Below are 25333 nucleotides of genomic sequence, written 5' to 3'. Positions count from 1 at the left end.
CTGTCATCCACCGATGCCAGGGCCTTTTGCCGTCTACGATTCAACTTGCGACCCGACGGGCCGACAAACTGGCACTATCACGCCTTTGACTCGCAGAGATAACGGACATGTCCCTACGCACCCTGCTCACCGCTCTTCTCCTGACCGCCAGCCTCTCGGCCGTGGCCGACACCGAAGTCGTCAACCTGAGCAACCGCACCAGCGCCGACCTGCTCCCCGTGGCGCAGAACTTTCTCGGCAAGGACGGCACCGTCAGCGCCTACGGCAACCAGTTGATCGTGAATGCCGACCCGGCCAAAATCCAGGACCTGCGCGCCCTGCTCTCCCAGCTGGACACACCCGCCAAACGCTTGCTGATCACTGTCGACACCAACGAAAACAACCAGCAGAACAGCGGTGACAGCCAGACCCGCATCATCAGCTACGGCACCACCAGCCGCGATGGCGGGGTCCAGCAGATCCAGGCCAGCGAAGGCGTGCCCGCGCTGATCCAGGTCGGCCAGAGCGTGCCTTTGACCACCACCCAGCAGGACAGCTACGGCCGACTGCAGAACCAGACCCAGTATCGCAACGTGACCCAGGGTTTCTACGTGACCGCCAGCGTCACCGGCGAGACCGTGCACCTGGCGATCAGTACCAACCGTGACCGCATGAGCCAGGAGCGTCCGGATGTAGTGAACGTGCAAAGCACCGACACAACCGTCAGCGGGCGCCTGGGCGAATGGATCACCCTGGCCGGCATCAACCGCGAGACCCAGGCCGACAAATCCTCTACAACCCGCAGCTACTCTACTCAGGGCCGCGATGACCTGACGGTGCGGGTCAAGGTCGATACCCTGAACTGAAGCACCAAAAACTGACTGGCGAGTCGTATTAGACTAAAGATGTAGTGCTTTAAAAAAAGCACTACAAACCATTTGACGATCCAAAAAAGCATGGGCATGATGGCCTCGCTCCCGCTAATCAGGGGCCCTGGCAAGGGCCTTCGGATCGTCGCTCTAAGCTACCCACCTGAGCCGATTCGTGTCTGTACTGCCCACAAGGCGTGTTTGACGAGGTTGCGACTGGAACGAAGTTGTCCCGAGGGACGGAAGCTAACCAGGTAACCCGGCTACACGCTGTTGAACATCCGAGGGCCCACGACGCCTGAAGACCGTTCTCGGTCCGCCTGTACCTACTCCACCCTCTCGCCAATCGTTCATCCCGTCGCATTCCCCGCCATACCCGACATGACCGCCTAAGCTTCTGGTCAGCGAGCAGCCCTGCCCACGCATCTGAATGCAGGGCTGGCAAATGGATTTTTCCACCACAAGAAGACGCGACGAGGTTTACTTCCATGGCACTGACACGCGAACAGCAAATTGCAGCCCTTGAAAAAGACTGGGCTGAAAACCCACGCTGGAAAGGCGTGACCCGCGCTTACTCCGCTGCTGACGTCGTCCGCCTGCGTGGCTCGGTTCAACCTGAGCACACCTTTGCAAAACTCGGCGCCGAGAAGCTGTGGAACCTGGTGACCCAAGGTGCCAAGCCTTCCTTCCGCCCCGACAAAGATTTCGTCAACTGCATGGGCGCCCTTACTGGCGGCCAGGCAGTCCAGCAGGTGAAAGCCGGTATCCAGGCGATCTACCTGTCCGGCTGGCAAGTGGCGGCGGACAACAACTCCGCTGAATCCATGTACCCCGACCAATCGCTGTACCCGGTGGACTCGGTTCCAACCGTCGTCAAGCGCATCAACAACGCGTTCCGCCGTGCCGACCAGATCCAGTGGAAAGCCGGTAAAGGCCCTGGCGACGAAGGCTACATCGACTACTTCGCGCCGATCGTGGCTGACGCCGAAGCCGGTTTCGGCGGCGTTCTGAACGCCTACGAGCTGATGAAGAGCATGATCGAGGCAGGCGCCGCCGGCGTGCACTTCGAAGACCAACTGGCTTCCGTGAAGAAATGTGGCCACATGGGCGGCAAGGTACTGGTGCCCACCCAGGAAGCCGTACAGAAGCTGACCGCGGCTCGCTTGGCTGCTGACGTTGCCGGCACGCCGACCATCATCCTGGCGCGTACCGATGCCAACGCCGCCGACCTGCTGACCTCGGACTGCGACCCGTACGACCAACCGTTCGTGACAGGCGAACGTACCCAGGAAGGTTTCTACAAGGTGCGCGCCGGCCTCGACCAGGCCATCGCCCGCGGCCTGGCCTACGCGCCCTACGCCGACCTGATCTGGTGCGAAACCGCCAAGCCAGACCTGGACGAAGCGCGTCGTTTCGCCGAAGCGATCAAGAAGGAATACCCGGACCAACTGCTGTCCTACAACTGCTCGCCTTCCTTCAACTGGAAGAAGAACCTGGACGACGCAACCATCGCCAAGTTCCAGCGCGAACTGTCCGCCATGGGCTACAAGCACCAGTTCATCACCCTGGCTGGCATTCACAACATGTGGCACAGCATGTTCAACCTGGCGCACGACTACGCCCGCAACGACATGACCGCCTACGTGAAGCTGCAAGAGCAGGAATTCGCTGACGCCGCCAAGGGCTACACCTTCGTGGCTCACCAGCAGGAAGTGGGCACCGGCTACTTCGACGACATGACCACCGTGATTCAGGGCGGCACCTCGTCCGTGACCGCGCTGACCGGCTCGACCGAAGAAGAGCAGTTCCACTAAGCACTGCGTACACGGCCACTGCGGCCCCAAGGAAGACCTAACCGCAGTGCCGCACAACAATCACGCCCCGACTGGTTCGGGGCGTTTTTTTGCCCCCACATAAATCCCCTGCCCCAACACAACCCAAACTGTGGGAGCGGGCTTGCCCGCAAAAGCGTCGGCCCCGCCAGAACACCTTCGGCTGACACACCGCCATCGCGGGCAAGCCCGCTCCCACAGGAAAATGCCGCAAGCCTGGAGACCTCGCACAGCACATTGCCCCAAACCGGCATTGGCCCGCTCCAGCACAAATCCCCTGCCCCAACACAGCCCAAACTGTGGGAGCGGGCTTGCCCGCGAAAGCGTCGGCCCGGCTGGAACACCTTTGGCTGACACACCGCCATCGCGGGCAAGCCCGCTCCCACAGGAAAATGCCGCAAGCCTGGAGACCTCGCACAGCACATTGCCCCAAACCGGCATTGGCCCGCTCCAGCACAAATCCCCCTGCCCCAACACAGCCCAAACTGCGGGAGCGGGCTTGCCCGCTTCAACAGGAAAATGCCGCAAGCCTGGAGATTTTGCGCAAAACATTGACCCAGAGCGGTATTGGCACGATTCAAATCGGTTAAAAGATCTGTTCCAGCAACTAGCGGTAATCAAAGCAAGTAACGGCAACTTCCCCCGCCACACGAGAAACATTCGCTTAAACCCCACGCAAACAATATTCATTATCATTTAGCGCATGAAAACTTCGTTACCGGTTAAACAAAACAGATTTGATCAAATGCCCGCTAATGCCCACCCTGCAAGGGCTGCAGCCCCACAAAGGTGCACTATGTGCTTATTCCATCGAATAATTTCGCTATAGGAATTTTACTTGCCCGGTGTTTAGCCATAAAATCACCGCGATTGATTGCAGTGCGACATATCGTCACTGCATCGTTACTTTTTCGAGCTCAGAGACCTTTGCTCTCTGTTAAGGATTTCCAGCATGACCGAAGCGACAGGACTCATGGCCCACAACTGGGGCTTTGCCATTTTCCTCCTCGGTGTTGTCGGCCTCTGCGCCTTCATGCTCGGTGTTTCCAGCCTCCTCGGGTCAAAAGCCTGGGGCCGCAGCAAAAATGAACCGTTCGAGTCCGGCATGCTGCCTACAGGTGGCGCCCGCTTGCGGCTCTCAGCCAAATTCTATCTGGTCGCGATGCTGTTCGTGATCTTCGATATCGAAGCCCTCTTTCTCTTTGCCTGGTCTGTGTCCGTCCGCGAAAGCGGCTGGACCGGATTCGTCGAAGCCCTCGTTTTCATAGCAATTCTGTTGGCAGGCCTTGTCTACCTATTCCGAGTGGGCGCCCTTGACTGGGCTCCGGAAGCTCGTCGTAAGCGGCAAGCGAAGCTGAAACAATGAGGCTTTGGCGATGCAATACAATCTCACCAGGATCGACCCGGATGCTCCTAACGAGCAGTACCCCATCGGCGAACGGGAAACCGTTTCCGACCCGTTAGAAGACCAAGTCCACAAAAACATCTACATGGGCAAGCTGGAAGACGTGCTGAGTGGCGCGGTCAACTGGGGACGTAAGAACTCCCTGTGGCCGTACAACTTCGGCCTGTCCTGCTGCTACGTGGAAATGACCACCGCCTTCACGGCGCCCCACGACATCGCGCGCTTTGGCGCCGAAGTTATCCGGGCATCGCCGCGCCAGGCGGATTTCATGGTTATCGCCGGAACCTGCTTTATCAAGATGGCGCCGATCATTCAGCGTCTCTACGAGCAAATGCTCGAGCCAAAGTGGGTTATCTCCATGGGTTCGTGCGCCAACTCCGGTGGCATGTACGACATCTACTCCGTGGTTCAGGGAGTGGACAAGTTCCTGCCCGTGGACGTCTACGTGCCTGGCTGCCCGCCCCGACCTGAAGCATTCCTGCAAGGCTTGATGCTGTTGCAGGAGTCGATTGGCAAGGAGCGTCGCCCGCTTTCCTGGGTCGTCGGCGATCAAGGCGTGTACCGCGCCGAGATGCCGTCGCAAAAGGAACAGCGCCGCGAACAGCGAATCGCAGTCACCAACCTGCGCAGCCCCGACGAAGTCTGATCCAGCACCGCTTCTTTTATAGAACGAAAACCTGGCTTCATTCTTTACGTTGACCGAAAGCGATAAAAAACCATGACTACAGGCAGTGCTCTGTACATCCCGCCTTATAAGGCAGACGACCAGGATGTGGTCGTCGAACTCAATAACCGTTTTGGCCCTGACGCCTTCACCGCCCAGGCCACACGCACCGGTATGCCGGTGCTGTGGGTGGCGCGCGCCAAGCTTGTCGAAGTCCTGACCTTCCTGCGCAACCTGCCCAAGCCGTACGTCATGCTCTATGACCTGCATGGCGTGGACGAGCGTCTGCGCACCAAGCGCCAAGGGCTGCCGAGCGGTGCCGATTTCACCGTGTTCTATCACCTGCTGTCGATCGAACGTAACAGCGACGTGATGATCAAGGTCGCGCTGTCCGAAAGCGACCTGAGCGTGCCGACCGTGACCGGTATCTGGCCGAACGCCAGCTGGTACGAGCGCGAAGTCTGGGACATGTTCGGGATCGACTTCCCGGGCCACCCACACCTGACGCGCATCATGATGCCGCCGACCTGGGAAGGTCACCCGCTGCGCAAGGACTTCCCTGCCCGCGCCACCGAATTCGACCCGTTCAGCCTCAACCTCGCCAAGCAACAGCTTGAAGAAGAGGCCGCACGCTTCCGTCCGGAAGACTGGGGCATGAAGCGCTCCGGCACCAACGAGGACTACATGTTCCTCAACCTGGGCCCGAACCACCCTTCGGCTCACGGCGCCTTCCGTATCATCCTGCAGCTGGACGGCGAAGAAATCGTCGACTGCGTACCGGACATCGGCTACCACCACCGTGGTGCCGAGAAAATGGCCGAGCGTCAGTCGTGGCACAGCTTCATCCCGTACACCGACCGTATCGACTACCTCGGCGGCGTGATGAACAACCTGCCGTACGTACTCTCGGTCGAGAAGCTGGCTGGCATCAAGGTGCCGGACCGGGTCGACACCATCCGCATCATGATGGCCGAGTTCTTCCGGATCACCAGCCACCTGCTGTTCCTGGGTACCTATATCCAGGACGTTGGCGCCATGACCCCGGTGTTCTTCACCTTCACCGACCGTCAGCGCGCCTACAAGGTCATCGAAGCCATCACCGGCTTCCGCCTGCACCCGGCCTGGTACCGCATCGGTGGCGTAGCCCACGACCTGCCCAATGGCTGGGAGCGCCTGGTCAAGGAGTTCATCGACTGGATGCCCAAGCGTCTGGACGAGTACCAAAAAGCCGCCCTGGACAACAGCATCCTCAAGGGCCGGACCATCGGCGTCGCGCAGTACAACACCAAGGAAGCCCTGGAATGGGGTGTCACCGGTGCCGGCCTGCGTTCCACCGGTTGCGATTTCGACCTGCGCAAGGCGCGCCCGTACTCCGGCTACGAGAACTTCGAGTTCGAAGTGCCGCTGGCCGCCAATGGCGATGCCTACGACCGTTGCATCGTGCGCGTCGAAGAAATGCGCCAGAGCCTGAAGATCATCGAGCAGTGCATGCGCAACATGCCAGCCGGCCCGTACAAGGCGGATCACCCGCTGACCACGCCGCCGCCGAAAGAGCGCACGCTGCAGCACATCGAAACCCTGATCACGCACTTCCTGCAGGTTTCGTGGGGCCCGGTCATGCCGGCCAACGAGTCCTTCCAGATGATCGAAGCGACCAAGGGTATCAACAGTTATTACCTGACGAGCGATGGCGGCACCATGAGCTACCGCACCCGGATCCGTACCCCCAGCTTCGCCCACTTGCAGCAGATCCCTTCGGTGATCAAAGGCGAGATGGTCGCGGACTTGATTGCGTACCTGGGTAGTATCGATTTCGTTATGGCCGACGTGGACCGCTAAGCATGAACAGCACGCTTATCCAGACAGACCGTTTCACCCTGAGTGAAACCGAGCGCTCGGCCATCGAGCACGAGCTGCATCACTACGAAGATCCGCGCGCGGCGTCGATCGAAGCCTTGAAGATCGTCCAGAAGGAACGTGGCTGGGTGCCGGACGGCGCCCTCTACGCCATCGGCGAGATCCTCGGCATCCCTGCCAGCGACGTTGAAGGCGTGGCCACGTTCTACAGCCAGATCTTCCGCCAGCCGGTCGGCCGTCACATCATTCGCGTGTGCGACAGCATGGTCTGCTACATCGGAGGCCACGAGTCGGTGGTCAGCGAAATCCAGAACAAGCTGGGCATCGGCCTCGGCCAGACCACCCCGGACGGCCGCTTCACGCTGCTGCCGGTGTGCTGCCTGGGCAACTGCGACAAGGCGCCGGCGTTGATGATCGACGACGACACATTCGGTGACGTGCACCCCGCTGGCGTGACCCAATTGCTCGAGGGCTACCCATGACCCTGACCTCTTTCGGCCCGGCGAACCTGATCAAGCGTTCGCCTGAAACCCATCCGCTGACCTGGCGCCTGCGGGACGATGCCGAACCCGTTTGGTTCGACGAATACCAGGCCAAGAACGGTTACGCCGCTGCGCGCAAAGCCTTCGCCGACATGGCCCAGGACGACATCGTCCAGACCGTGAAAGACGCCGGCCTCAAAGGTCGCGGTGGTGCAGGCTTCCCCACTGGCGTGAAGTGGGGCCTGATGCCCAAGGACGAATCCATCAACATCCGCTACCTGCTGTGCAACGCGGATGAAATGGAACCTAACACCTGGAAAGACCGCATGCTGATGGAGCAACTGCCCCATCTGCTGATCGAAGGCATGCTGATCAGCGCCCGCGCGCTGAAAACCTACCGTGGCTACATCTTCCTGCGTGGCGAGTACACCACCGCCGCCAAGCACCTCAATCGTGCCGTGGAAGAAGCCAAGGCCGCAGGCCTGTTGGGCAAGAACATCCTCGGTTCCGGTTTCGACTTCGAACTGTTCGTGCACACTGGCGCCGGGCGTTACATCTGCGGTGAAGAAACCGCACTGATCAACTCCCTCGAAGGTCGCCGTGCCAACCCGCGCTCCAAGCCGCCCTTCCCTGCCGCCGTTGGCGTGTGGGGCAAGCCGACTTGCGTGAACAACGTCGAGACCCTGTGCAACGTGCCGGCGATCATTGCCGACGGCGTTGACTGGTACAAATCGTTGGCCCGCGAAGGCAGCGAAGACATGGGCACCAAGCTCATGGGCTTCTCCGGCAAGGTCAAGAACCCTGGTCTGTGGGAGCTGCCGTTCGGCGTGACCGCACGCGAGTTGTTCGAGGACTACGCCGGCGGCATGCGCGACGGTTACACCCTCAAGGCCTGGCAGCCAGGCGGCGCCGGTACTGGCTTCCTGCTGCCCGAGCACCTCGACGCACAAATGTATGCCGGCGGCATCGGCAAGGTGGGCACCCGGATGGGTACCGGCCTGGCCATGGCGGTCGACAACACCGTGAACATGGTGTCCTTGCTGCGCAACATGGAGCAGTTCTTTGCCCGCGAATCCTGCGGCTTCTGCACCCCATGCCGCGACGGCCTGCCTTGGAGCGTCAAGCTGCTGATGGCCCTGGAAAACGGCGAAGGCCGTGAGGGTGACATCGAGACCCTGCTGGGTCTGGTCGGTTTCCTTGGCCCGGGCAAGACCTTCTGTGCTCACGCACCGGGCGCCGTGGAGCCATTGGGCAGCGCAATCAAATACTTCCGCTCGGAGTTCGAAGCCGGCATCGCGCCTACCAGCGCCGCCGTCCCGCCTCTGGCAAGGCCGATCGTAGTCGGCGCGTAACGCTTTAAAAGGCGAAGGGTCCGTGCCTTTCGCCTTCTCATGGGGTGACGCCGTAAAGGCTGTGTTAAGGCCCATGAATAACAAGATTCCATTAGCCACGCCCGCTGACAACGGGCCAACGAAGAACTTTGAACCATGGCCACTATCCACGTAGACGGCAAAGCGCTCGAAGTCGATGGGGCGGACAACCTGTTACAGGCATGTCTGTCACTAGGCCTCGACATCCCGTATTTCTGCTGGCACCCCGCGCTTGGTAGCGTCGGTGCCTGTCGCCAGTGCGCGGTCAAGCAGTACACCGACGAGAACGACACCCGTGGTCGTATCGTCATGTCCTGCATGACGCCAGCCACCGACAACACCTGGATCTCCATCGACGATGAAGAATCCAAGGCGTTCCGCGCCAGTGTCGTCGAGTGGCTGATGACCAACCACCCTCACGACTGCCCGGTCTGTGAGGAAGGTGGTCACTGCCACCTGCAAGACATGACGGTGATGACCGGCCACAACGAGCGCCGTTATCGCTTCACCAAGCGTACCCACCAGAACCAGGACCTCGGCCCGTTCATTTCCCACGAAATGAACCGCTGCATCGCCTGCTATCGCTGCGTGCGCTTCTATAAAGACTACGCCGGCGGCACCGACCTCGGCGTATTCGGCGCCCACGACAACGTGTACTTCGGTCGCGTTGAAGACGGCGTGCTCGAAAGCGAGTTCTCCGGCAACCTCACCGAGGTCTGCCCGACCGGTGTGTTCACCGACAAGACTCACTCCGAGCGCTACAACCGTAAATGGGACATGCAGTTCTCGCCGAGCATCTGCCATGGCTGCTCCAGCGGTTGCAACATCTCCCCGGGCGAGCGCTACGGCGAATTGCGTCGGATCGAAAACCGCTTCAACGGTTCGGTCAACCAGTACTTCCTGTGCGACCGTGGCCGTTTCGGCTATGGCTACGTCAACCGCGAAGACCGTCCCCGCCAGCCGCTGCTGGCCGATGGCGCCAAGCTGAGCCTGGACGACGCGCTGGATAAAGCCGCCGACCTGCTGCGCGGCCGCAACATCGTCGGGATCGGTTCGCCCCGTGCCAGCCTCGAAAGCAACTACGCGTTGCGCGAACTGGTCGGCGCCGAGCACTTCTACTCCGGCATCGAAGCCGGTGAGCTGGAGCGGATCCGCCTGGTCCTGCAAGTGCTGAACGACAGCCCGCTGCCGGTGCCGAACATGCGCGACATCGAAGACCACGACGCCATCTTCGTGCTCGGTGAAGACCTGACCCAGACCGCCGCCCGCATCGCCCTGTCGCTGCGCCAGTCGGTCAAAGGCAAGGCCGAAGACATGGCCGACGCCATGCGCGTCCAGCCTTGGCTCGACGCCGCGGTGAAAAACATCGGCCAGCACGCGCTGAACCCGCTGTTTATTGCAAGCCTGGCTGAAACCAAGCTCGACGACATCGCCGAAGAATGCGTCCACGCGGCACCGGACGACCTGGCGCGCATCGGTTTTGCCGTGGCCCACGCCCTCGACGCCAGCGCACCAGCCGTCGAAGGCCTGGACACTGAAGCCGGTGAACTCGCCCAGCGCATTGCCGACGCCCTGCTGGCGGCCAAGCGCCCATTGATCATTGCCGGCACCTCGTTGGGTTCCAAGGCATTGATCGAGGCGGCGGCGAATATTGCGAAAGCCCTGAAGCTGCGCGACAAGAACGGTTCGATCAGCCTGGTCGTGCCGGAAGCCAACAGCCTTGGCCTGGCCATGCTCGGTGGCGAGTCCCTGGACGCGGCCCTGCAAGCAGTGACCGATGGCAACGCTGACGCCATCGTGGTGCTGGAAAACGACCTGTACACCCGCACCGATGCTGCCAAGGTCGACGCTGCGCTGAACGCCGCGAAGGTCCTGATCGTCGCCGACCACCAGAAGACCGCCACCAGCGATCGCGCCCACCTGGTGCTGCCAGCCGCCACCTTCGCCGAAGGCGACGGTACCCTGGTCAGCCAGGAAGGCCGCGCCCAGCGCTTCTTCCAGGTGTTCGATCCGAAGTACATGGACGCCAGCATCCTGGTTCACGAAGGCTGGCGCTGGCTGCATGCCCTGCGCGCGACCCTGCTGAACCAGCCGATCGACTGGACCCAGCTCGACCACGTGACCGCCGCCTGCGCCGCAAGCGCACCGCAACTGGCACGTATCGTCGACGCCGCACCGTCCGCCGCGTTCCGCATCAAGGGCATGAAACTGGCCCGTGAACCGCTGCGTTACTCCGGCCGTACCGCCATGCGCGCCAACATCAGCGTGCACGAGCCGCGTACGCCGCAAGACCCCGACACCGCGTTCGCCTTCTCCATGGAAGGTTACTCGGGTTCGGTCGAGCCGCGTCAGCAGGTACCATTCGCCTGGTCGCCGGGCTGGAACTCGCCACAGGCCTGGAACAAATTCCAGGACGAAGTCGGTGGTCATATCCGCGCTGGCGACCCAGGCACTCGCCTGATCGAAAGCCAAGGTGACGCGCTGAACTGGTTCGCTGCCGTACCGCGTCCGTTCAACCCGGCCCAGGGCACCTGGCAGGTTGTGCCGTTCTTCCACCTGTTCGGCAGCGAAGAGAACTCTTCCAAGGCCGCGCCGGTTCAAGAACGCATCCCGCAAGCCTATGTATCGGTGGCCAAGTCCGAAGCTGACCGCCTGGGCGTCAACGACGGTGCCCTGCTCAGCCTGAACGTGGCTGGCCAGACCTTGCGCCTGCCGCTGCGCATCAATGATCAATTGGGTGCTGGCCTGGTTGCACTGCCCAAAGGCCTCGCCGGTATTCCACCGGCGATCTTTGGCAAAACCGTTGACGGTCTGCAGGAGGCAGCGCAATGACCTGGTTCACCCCTGAAGTGATCGACGTGATCATCTCGGTCGTCAAGGCCATCGTGATCCTGTTGGCCGTGGTCGTCGCGGGCGCCCTGCTCAGCTTCGTGGAGCGTCGCCTGCTGGGCTGGTGGCAGGACCGTTACGGTCCGAACCGCGTTGGCCCGTTTGGTATGTTCCAGATCGCCGCCGACATGCTGAAAATGTTCTTCAAGGAAGACTGGACCCCGCCGTTTGCCGACAAGGTGATCTTCACCCTGGCACCGGTCGTGGCCATGAGCGCCTTGCTGATCGCCTTTGCGATCATCCCGATCACCCCGACCTGGGGCGTGGCGGACCTGAACATCGGCTTGCTGTTCTTCTTCGCCATGGCCGGCCTGTCGGTGTACGCGGTGCTGTTCGCCGGTTGGTCGAGCAACAACAAGTTCGCCCTGCTGGGCAGCTTGCGGGCGTCGGCCCAGACCGTGTCCTACGAAGTGTTCATGGGCCTCGCGCTGATGGGCATCGTGGTGCAGGTGGGCTCGTTCAACATGCGCGACATCGTCGAGTACCAGGCACAGAACCTGTGGTTCATCATTCCGCAGTTCTTCGGCTTCTGTACCTTCTTCATCGCTGGCGTCGCCGTGACTCACCGTCACCCGTTCGACCAGCCGGAAGCGGAACAGGAACTGGCCGACGGTTACCACATCGAATACGCCGGCATGAAATGGGGCATGTTCTTCGTCGGTGAGTACATCGGCATCATCTTGATCTCGGCCCTGCTGGTCACGCTGTTCTTCGGCGGCTGGCACGGTCCATTCGGCATCCTGCCGCAGTTGGCGTTCTTCTGGTTCTTCCTGAAGACCGCGTTCTTCATCATGTTGTTTATCCTGCTGCGCGCTTCCATTCCGCGTCCACGATACGACCAGGTGATGGATTTCAGCTGGCGCTTCTGCCTGCCGCTGACCCTGATCAATTTGCTGGTGACTGCTGCCGTTGTGTTGTTGAACACGCCAGCGGGCGCGGTTCAGTGAGGATTTGACCCATGTTCAAATATATTGGCGACATCGTTAAGGGTACCGGTACCCAGTTGCGAAGCCTGGTGATGGTGTTCGGTCACGGCTTCCGCAAACGCGACACCCTGCAATACCCGGAAGAAGCGGTATACCTGCCGCCGCGCTATCGCGGCCGCATCGTGCTGACCCGCGACCCCGATGGCGAAGAGCGTTGCGTAGCCTGCAACCTCTGCGCCGTGGCATGCCCTGTGGGTTGCATCTCCCTGCAGAAAGCTGAAACCGAAGACGGTCGCTGGTACCCGGACTTCTTCCGCATCAACTTCTCGCGCTGCATTTTCTGCGGCCTCTGCGAGGAAGCTTGCCCGACCACCGCAATCCAGCTGACACCGGATTTCGAGATGGCCGAGTTCAAACGTCAGGACCTGGTGTACGAGAAAGAAGATCTGCTGATCTCTGGTCCCGGTAAAAACCCTGATTACAACTTCTATCGTGTTGCAGGTATGGCCGTTGCCGGTAAGCCGAAGGGCGCCGCACAAAACGAAGCCGAGCCGATCAACGTGAAGAGCTTGCTGCCTTAAGGAAGAAAGATGGAATTCGCTTTCTATTTCGCATCGGGTATCGCGGTTGTGTCCACGCTTCGCGTGATCACCAACACCAACCCCGTGCACGCCCTGCTCTACCTGATCATTTCGCTGATCGCCGTGGCCATGACCTTCTTCAGCCTCGGCGCACCGTTCGCCGGTGTGCTGGAAGTGATCGCCTACGCCGGCGCCATCATGGTGCTGTTCGTGTTTGTGGTAATGATGCTCAACCTGGGGCCGGCCTCGGTCGCCCAGGAACGCGTCTGGCTCAAGCCTGGCATCTGGCTCGGCCCGGTGATCCTGGCAGCCCTGCTGCTGGCTGAACTGCTGTATGTGCTGTTCGCTCACCAGAGCGGCCAGGCCATCGGCCACACCACCGTGGACGCGAAAGCCGTGGGCATCAGCCTGTTCGGCCCGTACCTGCTGGTGGTCGAACTGGCGTCGATGCTGCTGCTCGCCGCAGCCATCACTGCCTTCCACTTGGGCCGTAACGAAGCCAAGGAGCAATGACGATGCCTGCTATCCCTTTGGAGCATGGTCTGGCGGTCGCCGGCATCCTGTTCTGCCTTGGCCTGGTCGGCCTGATGGTCCGCCGTAACATTCTGTTCGTGTTGATGAGCCTGGAAATCATGATGAACGCCGCGGCACTGGCGTTCATTGTTGCGGGTGCACGTTGGGGCCAGCCGGATGGACAAGTCATGTTCATCCTGGTGATCAGCCTGGCAGCCGCCGAGGCCAGTATTGGCCTGGCGATCCTGCTGCAACTGTATCGTCGCTTCCACACGCTTGATATCGACGCTGCCAGTGAGATGCGCGGATGAACATGATCTTTCTGACTTTCGTATTCCCCCTGATCGGTTTCCTGCTGCTGTCGTTCTCCCGTGGACGCTGGTCGGAAAACGTTTCTGCCCTGGTGGGTGTGGGTTCCATTGGCCTGTCGGCGATTGTTGCCGCCTATGTCATCTGGCAATTCAACGTGGCGCCGCCGGAAGGCGGTCACTACACCCTGGTGCTGTGGCAGTGGATGTCGGTGGAGGGCTTCAAGCCCAACTTCGCCCTCTACGTCGATGGCCTGTCGATCACCATGCTCGGCGTGGTGGTCGGCGTGGGCTTCCTGATCCACCTGTTCGCGTCCTGGTACATGCGCGGTGAAGCCGGTTACTCGCGCTTCTTCTCGTACACCAACCTGTTTATCGCCAGCATGCTGTTCCTGGTGCTGGGCGATAACCTGTTGTTCCTGTACTTCGGCTGGGAAGGCGTGGGCCTGTGCTCGTACCTGTTGATCGGTTTCTACTACAGCAACCGCAACAACGGCAACGCGGCACTCAAGGCCTTCATCGTTACCCGGATCGGCGACGTGTTCATGGCCATCGGCCTGTTCATCCTGTTCCAACAAGTGGGCACGCTGAACATCCAGGAACTGCTGGTGCTGGCACCGCAGAAATTCCAGGTTGGTGACTTCTGGATCACCCTGGCCACCCTGATGTTGCTGGGCGGTGCCGTGGGTAAATCCGCGCAACTGCCACTGCAAACCTGGCTGGCGGACGCGATGGCCGGCCCTACCCCGGTTTCCGCACTGATTCACGCGGCAACCATGGTGACTGCGGGTGTCTACCTGATCGCCCGTACCCACGGCCTGTTCACCCTGGCGCCGGACATCCTGCACCTGGTGGGCATCGTCGGTGGCGTGACCCTGGTACTGGCCGGCTTTGCCGCGCTGGTGCAGACCGACATCAAGCGGATTCTCGCCTACTCGACCATGAGCCAGATCGGCTACATGTTCCTGGCCCTGGGCGTCGGTGCCTGGGACGCGGCGATCTTCCACCTGATGACCCACGCGTTCTTCAAGGCCTTGTTGTTCCTGGCGTCCGGTGCGGTGATCGTGGCCTGCCACCACGAGCAGAACATCTTCAAGATGGGCGGCCTGTGGAAGAAACTGCCACTGGCCTACGCCAGCTTCATCGTCGGTGGTGCCGCACTGGCCGCCCTGCCACTGGTGACCGCTGGTTTCTACTCGAAAGACGAAATCCTCTGGGAAGCCTTTGCCAGCGGTAACCAGAACCTGCTGTACGCAGGCCTGGTGGGTGCGTTCATGACCTCGCTGTACACCTTCCGCCTGATCTTCATCACCTTCCACGGTGAAGCCAAGACCGAAGCACACGCAGGCCACGGCGTCTCGCACTGGCTGCCATTGTCGGTACTGATCATCCTGTCGACGTTCATCGGCGCCATGATCACCCCGCCTCTGCACGGTGTACTGCCACAAAGCGTCGGCCACGCCGGCGGCGAAGCCAAGCACAGCCTGGAGATCGCCTCGGGTGCCATCGCCATTGCCGGTATCCTGCTGGCGGCCCTGCTGTTCCTCGGCAAGCGCCGCTTCGTGACCGCCGTTGCCAACAGTGGCATTGGTCGCTTCCTCTCGGCCTGGTGGTTCGCTGCCTGGGGCTTCGACTGGATCTACGACAAACTGTTCGTCAAGCCTTACCTGGCCATCAGCCACATCCTGCGTAAAGACCCGCTCGACCAGACCATCGGTTTGATCCCGCGTGCCGCCAAGGCCGGCCACACCGCCCTGAGCCGCAGCGAGACGGGCCAATTGCGTTGGTATGCAGCTTCCATGGCGGCCGGTGCCGTGCTGGTGATCGGCGCCATCGTAGTGGTAGCGGTCTGATATGAACTTTGCGAACTTGCGAAAGGAAACGAGCCCGTCATGATTCTGCCCTGGCTAATCCTGATCCCCTTTATCGGCGGCCTGCTCTGCTGGATGGGTGAACGCTTCGGCGCCACCCTCCCCCGCTGGATTGCGTTGCTGACCATGTCCCTGGAACTCGCGCTCGGCCTCTGGCTGTGGGCCCATGGCGACTATTCATTTGCTCCGGCACCGGGTGTCGATCCCACCTTCGCGCTTGAATTCAAGCACGTGTGGATCCAGCGCTTCGGCATCAACGTGCACCTGGCCCTCGACGGCCTGTCGCTGTTGATGATCCTGCTGACCGGCCTGCTGGGTATCCTCTCGGTACTTTGCTCCTGGAAAGAGATCCAGCGTCACGTGGGCTTCTTCCACCTGAACCTGATGTGGATCCTGGGCGGTGTTGTCGGCGTGTTCCTCGCCCTCGACCTGTTCATGTTCTTCTTCTTCTGGGAAATGATGCTGGTGCCGATGTACTTCCTCATCGCGCTCTGGGGTCACAGTTCTTCGGACGGCAAGAAAACCCGGATCTACGCAGCGACCAAGTTCTTCATCTTCACCCAGGCTTCCGGCCTGATCATGTTGGTGGCGATCCTGGGCCTGGTACTGGTCAACTTCAACAACACCGGCGTGATTACCTTCAACTACGCCGACCTGTTGAAGACCAAGATGTCCCTGACCACAGAGTACATCCTGATGCTGGGCTTCTTCATCGCCTTCGCGGTGAAGCTGCCGGTGGTGCCGTTCCACTCCTGGCTGCCTGACGCTCACGCCCAGGCGCCGACCGCAGGTTCCGTGGACCTGGCCGGTATCTTGTTGAAGACAGCTGCCTACGGCCTGCTGCGTTTCGCGCTTCCGCTGTTCCCGAATGCCTCGGCCGAGTTTGCGCCGATCGCCATGACCCTGGGTCTGATCGGGATCTTCTACGGTGCGTTCCTGGCGTTCGCGCAAACCGACATCAAGCGTCTGATTGCCTTCTCGTCCGTTTCCCACATGGGTTTCGTACTGATCGGCATCTATTCCGGCAGCCAACTGGCACTGCAAGGCGCAGTGATCCAAATGCTGGCCCACGGTGTTTCGGCTGCGGCGCTGTTTATCCTGAGCGGTCAGCTGTACGAGCGCCTGCACACCCGTGACATGCGTGAAATGGGTGGCGTGTGGTCGCGCATCGCGTACCTGCCAGCGATCAGCCTGTTCTTCGCCGCTGCGTCCCTGGGCTTGCCAGGCACCGGTAACTTCATCGGCGAGTTCCTGATCCTGATGGGTGCCTTCGTGCAGACGCCGTGGATCAGCGCCATTGCCACTTCCGGCCTGGTGTTCGGTTCGGTCTACTCGCTGATCATGATCCACCGCGCCTACTTCGGCCCGGCCAAGTCCGACACCGTCCTGCAAGGGATGGATGCGCGCGAACTGATCATGGTGCTCGGCCTTGCGGTACTGCTGATCTACATCGGCGTGTACCCGCAACCGTTCCTGGACACTTCTGCCGCAACGATGCATGGCGTGCAGCAGTGGTTCGGCACCGCCTTCTCTCAACTCGCTTCGGCCCGGTAAGAGCGCTATGGAATTCACGATCCAACACTTTATCGCGCTTGCGCCGCTGCTGATCACCAGCCTCACCATCGTGGTGGTGATGCTGGCGATCGCCTGGCGCCGCAATCACTCGCAAACGTTCCTGCTGTCCTGTGCCGGTCTGAACCTGGCCCTGCTGTCGATCATCCCGGCCCTCAAGGTCGCGCCACTGGCGGTCACGCCATTGATGATGGTCGATGACTTCGCGTTGCTGTACATCGCGCTGATCCTGGTCGCGACCCTGGCCTGCGTCACCCTCGCCCACGCCTACCTCGGCGAAGGCGGCACCGGCTACCCAGGCAACCGCGAAGAGCTGTACCTGCTGATCCTGCTGGCTGCGGCCGGTGGCATCGTGCTGGTCAGCGCACAGCACCTGGCGGGCCTGTTCATCGGCCTGGAACTGCTGTCGATCCCGACATACGGCCTGGTGGCCTACGCCTTCTTCAACAAGCGCTCCCTGGAAGCCGGCATCAAGTACATGGTGCTGTCGGCGGCCGGTTCCGCGTTCCTGTTGTTCGGTATGGCCCTGCTCTACGCCGAAGCCGGCAACCTGAGCTTCACCGGTATCGGTCACGCCCTCGCGGCCACCAGCATGCCTGCGCCGATTGCCCAACTGGGCCTGGCCATGATGCTGATCGGCCTGGCATTCAAGCTGTCGCTGGTGCCGTTCCACCTGTGGACCCCGGACGTGTACGAAGGCGCCCCGGCGCCAGTGGCTGCGTTCCTGGCCACCGCGTCGAAAGTGGCTGTGTTTGCGGTGATGGTGCGTCTGTTCCAGATCTCCCCTGCCGCCAACACCGGTGTGCTGAGCACTGTACTGACCGTGATCGCCATCGCATCGATCCTGTTCGGTAACCTGCTGGCCCTGACCCAGAACAACCTCAAGCGCCTGCTGGGTTACTCGTCCATCGCCCACTTCGGCTACCTGCTGATCGCCCTGGTGGCGAGCAAAGGCCTGGCCGTTGAAGCCATGGGTGTGTACCTGGTCACCTACGTGATCACCAGCCTCGGCGCGTTCGGCGTGATTACCCTGATGTCCTCGCCGTTCAAAGGCCGTGACGCCGACGCCCTGTACGAGTATCGCGGCCTGTTCTGGCGCCGCCCGTACCTGACCGCCGTACTGACCGTGATGATGCTGTCCCTGGCCGGTATCCCGCTCACTGCCGGCTTTATTGGCAAGTTCTACATCGTCGCCACCGGCGTTGAAGCTCACGAGTGGTGGTTGGTAGCTTCCCTGGTCCTGGGCAGCGCCATCGGCGTGTTCTACTACCTGCGCGTGATGGTCACCCTGTACCTGATCGAGCCAAACCTGCGCCGCGTGGATGCCGAGCTGCATTGGGAACAGAAGGCAGGCGGTGTAATGCTGCTGGCCATCGCCCTGCTCGCGTTCTTCCTGGGCGTGTACCCGCAACCGTTGCTCACCCTGGTGCAGCACGCGGTGCTGGGCGTTTGATCGCTTAGCGGGATGCAGTAAACAAAAACGGCGCCTTAGGGCGCCGTTTTTGCTTTATGGGGAAAAGTCAGGACACCGCAGCGCGGTGAATCGAGGCGTTAAAACGCGATACCGACCTTGAACCCGTACTCATTACGCTTGAGCTTGGTGTTGTCGGCCACTTCGGAATCACCGTCGAGCTTGTACTCGGTGCGGGTGTAGTACAGGCCCGCGACCACCGGCAGGTCACCCTTCTGGTTCATCAGCAGGCTGACTTCGGCGTAGGGATTGGTGCGGTCCTTGAGGTCCACGGTGTCGCTGCCAAAGTCATCCACCTTGAGCTTGGTGCGACCATCGATAGTACGACGGGCGCCGGCTTCGACACGCAGGGTCATATCGTCGAACTGGTGGTTGTAGCCCAAGGCCGCCTTGGCGAACGGGGACTTGTTGGTGAGTTTCACATCGAGGTCGTTGATTTCTGGCTCGTAGCGGGTCCAGGTGTAGCCACCGCCCACGATCACGTCGACAAAATTGCGCGCATCCAGCGCGGCTCGCCAGCCGAGATCCAGATCGGCCTGGCCTTCCTTGAGCTTGTTGTCGCTCTTCTCGCCGTACTTGGCTTCAATGCCGGCCTGGTAGATAAAGCCGGACTCCGCGGTGAGCTTGTTACCGAAGTTGTAGAACAGGCCCGCTTCGGGCATGTGGCTCTTGTCGCTTTGGCTGCCGCCTTCGAATTTGAAATCGTTGTAGCTGCCCAGGATCCCGAAGGTGGAAATCGGGTCGGTGGACGGTGCAGCGAACACCGCAGCAGGTGCAGCGACCAGCGCCAGCAGCGAGGAACCCTTGAGGAATTTTCCGAATAGCTTGGACATCGTTTACATCTCCTTGTCTGGTGAGCAAATTATTCAGGAACCGCTTCGAACCCCGCCTTGCACGAAAGGTTCGAATTAATTTGCACCGACTTGAAGATAAAACGGTTCAGCGAAGGCTCTAGCTCAATATTCTCCATCGACAGGCAATACAAGACGATCAAGCGCTTGGCGAAGCGTGGCTGAAACCGGCACCCGAACTCCAAAGGTCGCAGTCAGCAAGTCCAACAGCTCATCGGCGCTATCGAGCGTGCGTTTTTCACTCGGCCGATCCAGGTAATGCACCGCATAACTGGCGTTGTTCAGGGTATGCCGCTTGCCTGGCGCCAAGCGCGCAACTTTCAGCTGACCCACAAAAGGCGAATCCGGGTGTGTGGAGACGTACCAGTTGCCGATCTCGTAGTCGATGGCCGCCTGCACTTGCAAGTCGAACACATACAGCCCGCGCCACTCCCCTGCTACCTGCGCCCACAGCGTGTAGCTGCCCTGCCCGTCGAAGGTCAAGCGGTAGGGTTCATGCGCCGTGGCCTGTACCGTGTCGGTATCCAGCTGCAACGGGCTGCTGGGCACCATGCCGCCAAAGCCGACGTCGCTGATGTAACGCACACCCTCCAGCGTCACCAGGCTCAACCGATGGGTGCGCGCGGTGTGTGCCTCCGGTGGCCCGCCCATCACTACCCGACCGGTAATGCCGCGTGCGTCAAAGCCGAGTTCCTGCAAGAGCGCCAGGAACATCTGGTTCAACTCATAGCAATAACCGCCCCGCCCTTCCAGCAGCACTTTTTGCTCGACGCTGGGCAGGTCGATAGGCACCGGCACGTGCATCAACGTCGACAGGCTCTCGAAAGCAAACGTGCACACGTGGCGCAGTTGCAACGCCTGCAAGGTTTGCAGGGTCGGCGCGGGCGGTGCGTCATAGCCCAGGCGTTGCAGATAGAGGCGGCTATGGGTCAGCAGGGGCATGGCGCAATCCTTGGGCGCGAAGGGATGGCATCACTATGCCGCGCCACCATGCAGATTGTCATTTTGAATGAACCTTTTTGAACGCTCCCGTATCCATCTATAACAACACAGGGAGGCAACATGAGTACCGCAAAAATCTACACCATCCACTACCAGCTGCATGGCAAACCGAAGTCCTTTGTGGTGCGCGCCGAAGTGATGAACAACGCCGAGGCCTGGCATTGGGCGGCCGTTGATGCCGACATTGCGCACGTGAGTCGCGTTGGGCGCGTGGGGCACGAGCAGGTGAAGAAGACGACTCGGCCTTGGGCGGAGAAGTTTGGTATTACCGAGGTAACGTGGGTTGCACCCAAGTAAGGGGGAAAGCCCCGCTATATAGGGCGGGGCTTTCGGCCAACAGCGAAGTTTAACATTCGGCAAAGAGTCAACCATGCCCAACGGCTTAACGCCAAGGACAGTGGGTCAGGGAACCTGGTCGTCTACAAGACTTCCACCAGCTCAAACTCTTCGGCGACAAGCTCCATGGCCTCGTCGAACGAGCCCTCTCTTTGAAAAAAATCTCTATGCCCCTGCATCCAGTACGGGAGGCTGAGATCCCCTTCACCTTCCTTCCGTGCAAAATCTTGATCAACGTCGCAGTAACGAACGACACGCAGCAAGATAACCCGAATGACACATACCGGTTCGCGCCTACTGTTGAGGATGATGCTGTAGCCGCCAATGGTGGGTGATTCATCTTCACGGTTAAATGACGAAAGCGAGCAACACGTGGCCGTTTTTATTCCGCTGACAACACGTTCAGCCAGCTCATCGGCCATTTCAGGAGTATCCCCAAATGACCATGCAATGGCGCCGGGGTACCTGGCCTTTAAATCCTCAAGGGTGCTCATGACTAAATCCGTTTAAATCAGGTTGTTGGCGATCTCGCATAAGCCCTGGCTAAATGATCACGGTCGAGGCCTGTGCGCCACTCGGTTGCTGAGGATACTTTATTCTGGTCCAGCAACGAGGTGATGAAAAAAAACGCCAACCTATGTCGACGTTCAAGATAAAAAAGTGCGCCAGGCCAGCGTCTAAATAGCCAAAGACAGACTCAAAAACGCACCGTGGCGATGCTTCATTCGCCCACAGCGCTGAGCAACACGGTATCTAGCTCACGGTTTCAAATCGCCCAGAGGATCGTAAGGTGGCTTCTTCTCGTCCTTATCCTTTTTTTCCTTGTCCAATGGCGCGATAGCCGGCCCGATAGGGTCAACCTGCGGATCCGACACATCCGGCGAGTCCGGGTCAAAACCCAGCTCATCCTTGCCACTTGCATGCTCGTCTGAAGACGGGCCTTTCGGCGTATGACTCACGGCGTTCTCCTTGTTTAAAGCGGACGGGCTTTGTCGTGGAGGTTTTCCAGGTTTTCTTCGACGCGCTCTACATCGTCATTGTCTTCGCGCTCTTTCGGGTCGTTGGGGCGCAACGCATCGTTGTCGCGCTCCTCTTCACCGGGTGTGCGGTCAGGGTTTGGGGTACCGGGGGGTGGCTGGTTGTAGTCAGACATGATGGTTCACCTCAAAGGGTCTACACAGATTTAGAGAAACCGCCGTGCGCCATCGTTCAACTTGTTTGCCCAGGCGTGAGATGATGCCGGCCCCTCCTGGAGACATGACCCGGATGTTCGAACTCAAACCCTGCGACCCTGTGACCTTCCGCCAACAGACCCGGCGCAGCACGCTGATCGTCGCCGTGCTGTTCCTGGCACTGGCCATGGTGCTGTCGAGCCTGGCGGTAATGCTGTTCGGCGAACCTGGTGGTGACAATTTGCGCTTCAACGTCGGCGGTGTGTTTGCCGGGGTACTGATCACCGTAGCCCTGGTGCGTGGCCCGTTCTGGACCCAGCCGTGGCTGGCGTCGGCGGTGTATGGCTGGCAACTCAAGCGCAGCCTGATGAGCGTGACCAATGTGATGCACAAGGTGAACGAGCGCGTCCAGGCCAATGACCCGACGGCGATCAAAGTGCTGCGCTTCTATCACCTGGGCCTGACGCAGATGCATGAACTGGATGCCAACTCCAGCGCCCAGGTGCAGTTGGTCGCCGAGGTTGAGGCACACAAGGCCAAGATGCAGGCACTGGGGATCGATACCGAGCAAACCCGCTTCGACCCTGCTTGGCTGGAAGCCTTCAAGACCGCTTAAGCCAACACACCGTCAGCTGGAAACCTTTGCCCGCCAGCAGAACACCGCGCTCACTGCAATCGCCGCGCCCGCCAGGCCAAAAACCCAGGGGGCGGAGGCAATCGGCAGCAAGAGGCCGGCGAGCAATGGGCCGAGGCCAGCGCCGATATCCCGCCACACGGCATTCGAGGCCAAGGCCGACACGCGCATCGAACCTGGGTTGCGCTCGGCCACGAGGGTGGTCACCAGTGGCAGTTGCAGCGCGCGCAGTACCAGCACCGCCGCCGCGCCGACAATGACCCAATAACTGCCGAACGCGGTCAGGGCCAGGGCACTCAAGAACGAAAACAGCAGCAACATCGACGTGGCGCCAAATCGCTGGGCCGCGCGGCCGCCCAAGGGGCTCAGGAGCATTTCCGAGACATAACGCAGCGCCATCAGGCCACCGGCGATGAGTACCGCATCACCCCCCAGCAGCTTCTGCGCCTGGATCGACAGGCCGAAGATAAACAGGCCATCCAGTGCCACCCCTTCGATAAACGACCACACCGCCACACTGTCGGGCCACTTGAAGCGCCGCCCCGGCGTGGAGTGCAAATCATGCCCCGCCGCAGGCAAGCTGCGCGCCACCCACACCCCCACCAGGCAACACCCGGCCAGAATCACAAAGATCGGGCGCGGCCCCGCCCACAGCGTCAGCCAGCCGCCCAGTGGCAGCGCCAGCATCGGTCCGAGGGCAATCAGCGCGCGGGAACGCCCAGCCCGGCGTGCGGCACCGGCCGGCTCCGACGTGGCCAACACTTGGGTCGACAGGTTCAGCGCGGCGAAGCACAGGCCCCACACCAGTCGCAGCCCCAGCAACGCGGCGAAGCCCGATAACACCGAATTGCCCAAGGCACACAGGGTCGCGGCACCGGCGGCGATCATGCAGGTCAGGCGGTCGCCGTTGCGTGCGTAGAAATTGAGCACGTGCCGGTAGCCGAAAATCCGCACCAGGCGGTTGGCCGCCAGTAATACCCCGGCCTGGGCCAAGGTGATACCAAAGGCCTGGGACTCCATCGGCAGCAGCAGGTAGAGCAACACGTCACTGGGCAAGCATAAAGCCAGGGTCAGCGCAGCTCGGCGGGAGTGCGTATCAGCAGTACGGAGGGCCAGGCTGGACATAAATCTGAAACATCCCGAAATACTCAGGTCGCCACGGTAGCCTTCCGCCGCTCTGTTTTACAACGCCCAATCACGTCTTTTTGCCGTAGGGCAGCACACGCAAGCCACTGGCCACGGCCCCCACCAGGGCAAACCCGCAGCCCAGCCACAACGCATAGTGCGGCCCGCTGCCCAGTGACAGGTGGAAACACAACGCCACCAGCGACGCCCCCAGCGTTTGCCCCAGCAACCGCGAAATCGCTACGATGCCACTGGCCCCTCCGCTGCGAGCCAACGGCGCGCTGGTCATCAATGCCTTGAGGTTGGGCGACTGGAAGAACCCGAAACCGGCGCCACACAGCGCCATGCGCCAGCCGATATCGAACGCCGAGGCCCCACTGCCCAGGGTGGCCAACGCGGCCATTCCCACGCTGAGCATCAACAGGCCGATGCCGCACAGCACGCCAAGGGACACACGGTCGGCCAGACGTCCCGCCACCAGCGCCATCACCGCCACCACGGCCGGCCACGGCGTCATCAAGAAACCGGTTTCCACTTGGCTATGGCCCAGCACCGCCTGCAACATAAATGGCAACGACACAAACGCCAGGCCCTGGGCGCTGAAAGCACAGATAGCGGTCAGGGAAGACAAGGCAAAGACCGGACGCTTGAACAGGTCCAGCGCCAGCATCGGTGCCGGGTGCCCGGCCTGGCGCCGCAGCAGCAAGGCGCCGCACACCAGCGCCACGGCGATCAAGCCCAACGTCAGCACGCCCTGGGCCCCGTGCACCGCTGTGCCCAACCCCAACACCAACAAGGCAAACAGCCCCGCGCACAACACGGCGGCAAGACGGTCGAAGGCATGCCCGGTCATTGGCAGGGTCGGCAACGAGCGCAGGCCCAATAGCAGCGCCAGCAACCCCAAGGGCACATTGATCAGGTACAACCAGTGCCAGGTCGCCACCGACAGGATCGCTGATGCGGCGGTTGGCCCCAAGGTAAACGCCAACCCCACCACCAGGGAGTTGTAACCCAGGCCACGCCCGAGCATTTTCGAAGGGTAGATATGTCGCAACAACGCCGTGTTCACGCTCATGATCGCCGCCGCCCCAAGCCCCTGCGCCACCCGTGCGGCAGTCAGGGTGGCCAGCGAACCCGCCAGACCGCACAACAGCGACGACACGATAAACAGCAGTAACCCGCCGAGATACACCCGGCGATGCCCCAGCACGTCACTGAGCGAAGCAAACGGCAGCACCGTGGCAATGATCGCCAACTGGTAGGCATTGACCACCCAGATGACCGAGGCGGAATCGGTGCCAATCCCCTCGGCCAGGGTCGGCAAGGCCGTGTTGACGATGGCCGTGTCCAGTGTCGCCATGCCGATCCCCAGGGAGATCGCGATCACGGCCGGCAAGCGTTTATTGAGGGGCAACCCATCGGCAACAGAAGACATGAACAATCCGCGCAGGTGACAAAGGCCCCAGATTACGGGCAGGCGAGCATTTTTTCAGTGGACAATTGCCTGGCTGTCAAAATATTCATGTTCAGCCGGCACAGCCGCGCGCTACCAGAGTTCTCCTACAGCTTCCCACCGCCTATTTTGCAACCTTGGCGGTTTCTCCCCGCTCTTGAGAACCCAGCC

Annotated in this window: 24 protein-coding genes; 17 read left to right on the top strand and 7 right to left on the bottom strand. The window is 60.9% G+C overall.

Annotated elements, in window-relative coordinates; all coding sequences use genetic code 11:
* Positions 1 to 107: 107 nt before the first annotated feature.
* The 15 genes from CQ002_RS16215 to nuoN all read left to right on the top strand — a co-directional run bounded on the left by CQ002_RS16215 (position 108) and on the right by nuoN (position 18571).
* Positions 108 to 845 carry a secretin N-terminal domain-containing protein gene (locus CQ002_RS16215; protein ID WP_034106843.1) on the top strand — a complete coding sequence of 246 codons (738 nt, stop codon included), beginning with the start codon at positions 108 to 110 and terminating at the stop codon, positions 843 to 845.
* Between the two features lie 491 nt (positions 846 to 1336).
* Positions 1337 to 2662 (top strand): isocitrate lyase, encoded by a 1326-nt coding sequence (gene aceA, locus CQ002_RS16205; protein ID WP_034106845.1) that lies wholly within the window; start codon positions 1337 to 1339, stop codon positions 2660 to 2662.
* Positions 2663 to 3632: 970 nt separating this feature from the next.
* Positions 3633 to 4046: an NADH-quinone oxidoreductase subunit A gene (locus CQ002_RS16200; RefSeq protein WP_003219575.1), complete on the top strand. Its 414-nt coding sequence runs from the start codon at positions 3633 to 3635 to the stop codon at positions 4044 to 4046.
* Positions 4047 to 4056: 10 nt separating this feature from the next.
* Positions 4057 to 4731 (top strand): NADH-quinone oxidoreductase subunit B family protein, encoded by a 675-nt coding sequence (locus tag CQ002_RS16195; protein WP_003174719.1) that lies wholly within the window; start codon positions 4057 to 4059, stop codon positions 4729 to 4731.
* Positions 4732 to 4803: 72 nt separating this feature from the next.
* Entirely contained in the window at positions 4804 to 6588 is a 1785-nt protein-coding gene (gene nuoC, locus CQ002_RS16190; protein ID WP_025858969.1) for an NADH-quinone oxidoreductase subunit C/D, read from the top strand.
* Positions 6589 to 6590: 2 nt separating this feature from the next.
* Positions 6591 to 7088, top strand: coding sequence for an NADH-quinone oxidoreductase subunit NuoE (nuoE, locus tag CQ002_RS16185; RefSeq protein ID WP_105162497.1), 498 nt, complete (start codon positions 6591 to 6593; stop codon positions 7086 to 7088).
* Positions 7085 to 8440, top strand: coding sequence for an NADH-quinone oxidoreductase subunit NuoF (gene nuoF, locus CQ002_RS16180; protein ID WP_025858970.1), 1356 nt, complete (start codon positions 7085 to 7087; stop codon positions 8438 to 8440). The genes nuoE and nuoF overlap by 4 nt, the downstream gene beginning before the upstream one ends.
* Positions 8441 to 8575: 135 nt before the next feature.
* Positions 8576 to 11290 (top strand): NADH-quinone oxidoreductase subunit NuoG, encoded by a 2715-nt coding sequence (gene nuoG / locus CQ002_RS16175; RefSeq protein ID WP_034106847.1) that lies wholly within the window; start codon positions 8576 to 8578, stop codon positions 11288 to 11290.
* On the top strand, positions 11287 to 12294 hold the full coding sequence (nuoH, locus tag CQ002_RS16170) for an NADH-quinone oxidoreductase subunit NuoH (RefSeq protein ID WP_017137518.1): 1008 nt from the start codon (positions 11287 to 11289) through the stop codon (positions 12292 to 12294). The genes nuoG and nuoH overlap by 4 nt, the downstream gene beginning before the upstream one ends.
* A gap of 11 nt (positions 12295 to 12305) precedes the next feature.
* Positions 12306 to 12854 carry an NADH-quinone oxidoreductase subunit NuoI gene (gene nuoI, locus CQ002_RS16165; protein ID WP_003174725.1) on the top strand — a complete coding sequence of 183 codons (549 nt, stop codon included), beginning with the start codon at positions 12306 to 12308 and terminating at the stop codon, positions 12852 to 12854.
* A gap of 9 nt (positions 12855 to 12863) precedes the next feature.
* A complete protein-coding gene (gene nuoJ / locus CQ002_RS16160) occupies positions 12864 to 13367 on the top strand; it encodes an NADH-quinone oxidoreductase subunit J (RefSeq protein ID WP_017476146.1) in 504 nt (167 codons plus the stop codon).
* 2 nt (positions 13368 to 13369) lie between these two features.
* Positions 13370 to 13678 carry an NADH-quinone oxidoreductase subunit NuoK gene (gene nuoK, locus CQ002_RS16155; RefSeq protein WP_003174727.1) on the top strand — a complete coding sequence of 103 codons (309 nt, stop codon included), beginning with the start codon at positions 13370 to 13372 and terminating at the stop codon, positions 13676 to 13678.
* Positions 13675 to 15528, top strand: a complete 1854-nt coding sequence (gene nuoL, locus CQ002_RS16150) for an NADH-quinone oxidoreductase subunit L (protein ID WP_034106852.1) — start codon at positions 13675 to 13677, stop codon at positions 15526 to 15528. Before nuoK ends, nuoL begins: the two co-directional genes overlap by 4 nt.
* 39 nt (positions 15529 to 15567) lie before the next feature.
* Complete coding sequence (nuoM, locus tag CQ002_RS16145; protein ID WP_010209575.1) at positions 15568 to 17100, top strand: NADH-quinone oxidoreductase subunit M; 1533 nt, start codon at positions 15568 to 15570, stop codon at positions 17098 to 17100.
* A gap of 7 nt (positions 17101 to 17107) precedes the next feature.
* A complete protein-coding gene (gene nuoN / locus CQ002_RS16140; protein WP_012724956.1) occupies positions 17108 to 18571 on the top strand; it encodes an NADH-quinone oxidoreductase subunit NuoN in 1464 nt (487 codons plus the stop codon).
* Positions 18572 to 18669: 98 nt separating this feature from the next.
* Here nuoN and CQ002_RS16135 read toward each other — a convergent pair whose 3' ends face one another.
* Both CQ002_RS16135 and CQ002_RS16130 read right to left on the bottom strand, forming a co-directional pair.
* Positions 18670 to 19422: an outer membrane beta-barrel protein gene (locus CQ002_RS16135; protein ID WP_034106856.1), complete on the bottom strand. Its 753-nt coding sequence runs from the start codon at positions 19420 to 19422 to the stop codon at positions 18670 to 18672.
* 123 nt (positions 19423 to 19545) lie between these two features.
* Positions 19546 to 20382 carry an arylamine N-acetyltransferase gene (locus CQ002_RS16130; RefSeq protein ID WP_034106858.1) on the bottom strand — a complete coding sequence of 279 codons (837 nt, stop codon included), beginning with the start codon at positions 20380 to 20382 and terminating at the stop codon, positions 19546 to 19548.
* A gap of 120 nt (positions 20383 to 20502) precedes the next feature.
* On the opposite strand from CQ002_RS16130, the gene CQ002_RS16125 reads away from it, so the two are divergent.
* Positions 20503 to 20739, top strand: coding sequence for a DUF6555 family protein (locus CQ002_RS16125; RefSeq protein ID WP_012724960.1), 237 nt, complete (start codon positions 20503 to 20505; stop codon positions 20737 to 20739).
* Positions 20740 to 20861: 122 nt separating this feature from the next.
* Here the strand turns inward: CQ002_RS16125 and CQ002_RS16120 are convergent, their stop codons facing one another.
* The 3 genes from CQ002_RS16120 to CQ002_RS16110 form a co-directional block, all read right to left on the bottom strand.
* Positions 20862 to 21272, bottom strand: a complete 411-nt coding sequence (locus CQ002_RS16120; protein ID WP_034106860.1) for an ASCH domain-containing protein — start codon at positions 21270 to 21272, stop codon at positions 20862 to 20864.
* A gap of 264 nt (positions 21273 to 21536) precedes the next feature.
* Positions 21537 to 21737, bottom strand: coding sequence for a DUF6021 family protein (locus tag CQ002_RS16115; protein WP_034106862.1), 201 nt, complete (start codon positions 21735 to 21737; stop codon positions 21537 to 21539).
* Between the two features lie 14 nt (positions 21738 to 21751).
* Positions 21752 to 21931 (bottom strand): hypothetical protein, encoded by a 180-nt coding sequence (locus tag CQ002_RS16110; RefSeq protein ID WP_034106863.1) that lies wholly within the window; start codon positions 21929 to 21931, stop codon positions 21752 to 21754.
* Positions 21932 to 22044: 113 nt separating this feature from the next.
* On the opposite strand from CQ002_RS16110, the gene CQ002_RS16105 reads away from it, so the two are divergent.
* Complete coding sequence (locus CQ002_RS16105) at positions 22045 to 22566, top strand: DUF3087 domain-containing protein (RefSeq protein ID WP_105162498.1); 522 nt, start codon at positions 22045 to 22047, stop codon at positions 22564 to 22566.
* A 12-nt stretch (positions 22567 to 22578) separates the two neighbouring features.
* On the opposite strand, the gene CQ002_RS16100 is transcribed toward CQ002_RS16105, so the two are convergent.
* Both CQ002_RS16100 and CQ002_RS16095 read right to left on the bottom strand, forming a co-directional pair.
* Positions 22579 to 23709, bottom strand: coding sequence for an MFS transporter (locus tag CQ002_RS16100; protein WP_105162499.1), 1131 nt, complete (start codon positions 23707 to 23709; stop codon positions 22579 to 22581).
* 70 nt (positions 23710 to 23779) lie between these two features.
* Positions 23780 to 25144: an MFS transporter gene (locus CQ002_RS16095; RefSeq protein ID WP_034106869.1), complete on the bottom strand. Its 1365-nt coding sequence runs from the start codon at positions 25142 to 25144 to the stop codon at positions 23780 to 23782.
* Between the last annotated feature and the right edge of the window lie 189 nt (positions 25145 to 25333).

Source organism: Pseudomonas sp. MYb13 (genome assembly GCF_002980075.1).
In the GTDB taxonomy this organism is placed as follows: Bacteria; Pseudomonadota; Gammaproteobacteria; order Pseudomonadales; family Pseudomonadaceae; genus Aquipseudomonas; species Aquipseudomonas lurida.
Note: the sequence above shows the minus strand (reverse complement) of the source record. Positions and strands in the feature narration are given on the sequence as shown.

Coding starts and splice junctions, on each gene's coding strand:
- aceA (WP_034106845.1), top strand. CDS start 1,337: ATGGCACTGACACGCGAACAGCAAATTGCAGCCCTTGAAAAAGACTGG.
- nuoK (WP_003174727.1), top strand. CDS start 13,370: ATGCCTGCTATCCCTTTGGAGCATGGTCTGGCGGTCGCCGGCATCCTG.
- nuoN (WP_012724956.1), top strand. CDS start 17,108: ATGGAATTCACGATCCAACACTTTATCGCGCTTGCGCCGCTGCTGATC.
- CQ002_RS16095 (WP_034106869.1), bottom strand. CDS start 25,144: ATGTCTTCTGTTGCCGATGGGTTGCCCCTCAATAAACGCTTGCCGGCC.
- CQ002_RS16110 (WP_034106863.1), bottom strand. CDS start 21,931: ATGTCTGACTACAACCAGCCACCCCCCGGTACCCCAAACCCTGACCGC.
- CQ002_RS16120 (WP_034106860.1), bottom strand. CDS start 21,272: ATGAGCACCCTTGAGGATTTAAAGGCCAGGTACCCCGGCGCCATTGCA.
- CQ002_RS16215 (WP_034106843.1), top strand. CDS start 108: ATGTCCCTACGCACCCTGCTCACCGCTCTTCTCCTGACCGCCAGCCTC.
- nuoJ (WP_017476146.1), top strand. CDS start 12,864: ATGGAATTCGCTTTCTATTTCGCATCGGGTATCGCGGTTGTGTCCACG.
- nuoF (WP_025858970.1), top strand. CDS start 7,085: ATGACCCTGACCTCTTTCGGCCCGGCGAACCTGATCAAGCGTTCGCCT.
- CQ002_RS16125 (WP_012724960.1), top strand. CDS start 20,503: ATGAGTACCGCAAAAATCTACACCATCCACTACCAGCTGCATGGCAAA.
- nuoM (WP_010209575.1), top strand. CDS start 15,568: ATGATTCTGCCCTGGCTAATCCTGATCCCCTTTATCGGCGGCCTGCTC.
- nuoL (WP_034106852.1), top strand. CDS start 13,675: ATGAACATGATCTTTCTGACTTTCGTATTCCCCCTGATCGGTTTCCTG.
- nuoE (WP_105162497.1), top strand. CDS start 6,591: ATGAACAGCACGCTTATCCAGACAGACCGTTTCACCCTGAGTGAAACC.
- CQ002_RS16130 (WP_034106858.1), bottom strand. CDS start 20,382: ATGCCCCTGCTGACCCATAGCCGCCTCTATCTGCAACGCCTGGGCTAT.
- CQ002_RS16195 (WP_003174719.1), top strand. CDS start 4,057: ATGCAATACAATCTCACCAGGATCGACCCGGATGCTCCTAACGAGCAG.
- CQ002_RS16200 (WP_003219575.1), top strand. CDS start 3,633: ATGACCGAAGCGACAGGACTCATGGCCCACAACTGGGGCTTTGCCATT.
- nuoG (WP_034106847.1), top strand. CDS start 8,576: ATGGCCACTATCCACGTAGACGGCAAAGCGCTCGAAGTCGATGGGGCG.
- CQ002_RS16100 (WP_105162499.1), bottom strand. CDS start 23,709: ATGTCCAGCCTGGCCCTCCGTACTGCTGATACGCACTCCCGCCGAGCT.
- CQ002_RS16135 (WP_034106856.1), bottom strand. CDS start 19,422: ATGTCCAAGCTATTCGGAAAATTCCTCAAGGGTTCCTCGCTGCTGGCG.
- nuoI (WP_003174725.1), top strand. CDS start 12,306: ATGTTCAAATATATTGGCGACATCGTTAAGGGTACCGGTACCCAGTTG.
- nuoH (WP_017137518.1), top strand. CDS start 11,287: ATGACCTGGTTCACCCCTGAAGTGATCGACGTGATCATCTCGGTCGTC.
- CQ002_RS16105 (WP_105162498.1), top strand. CDS start 22,045: ATGTTCGAACTCAAACCCTGCGACCCTGTGACCTTCCGCCAACAGACC.
- nuoC (WP_025858969.1), top strand. CDS start 4,804: ATGACTACAGGCAGTGCTCTGTACATCCCGCCTTATAAGGCAGACGAC.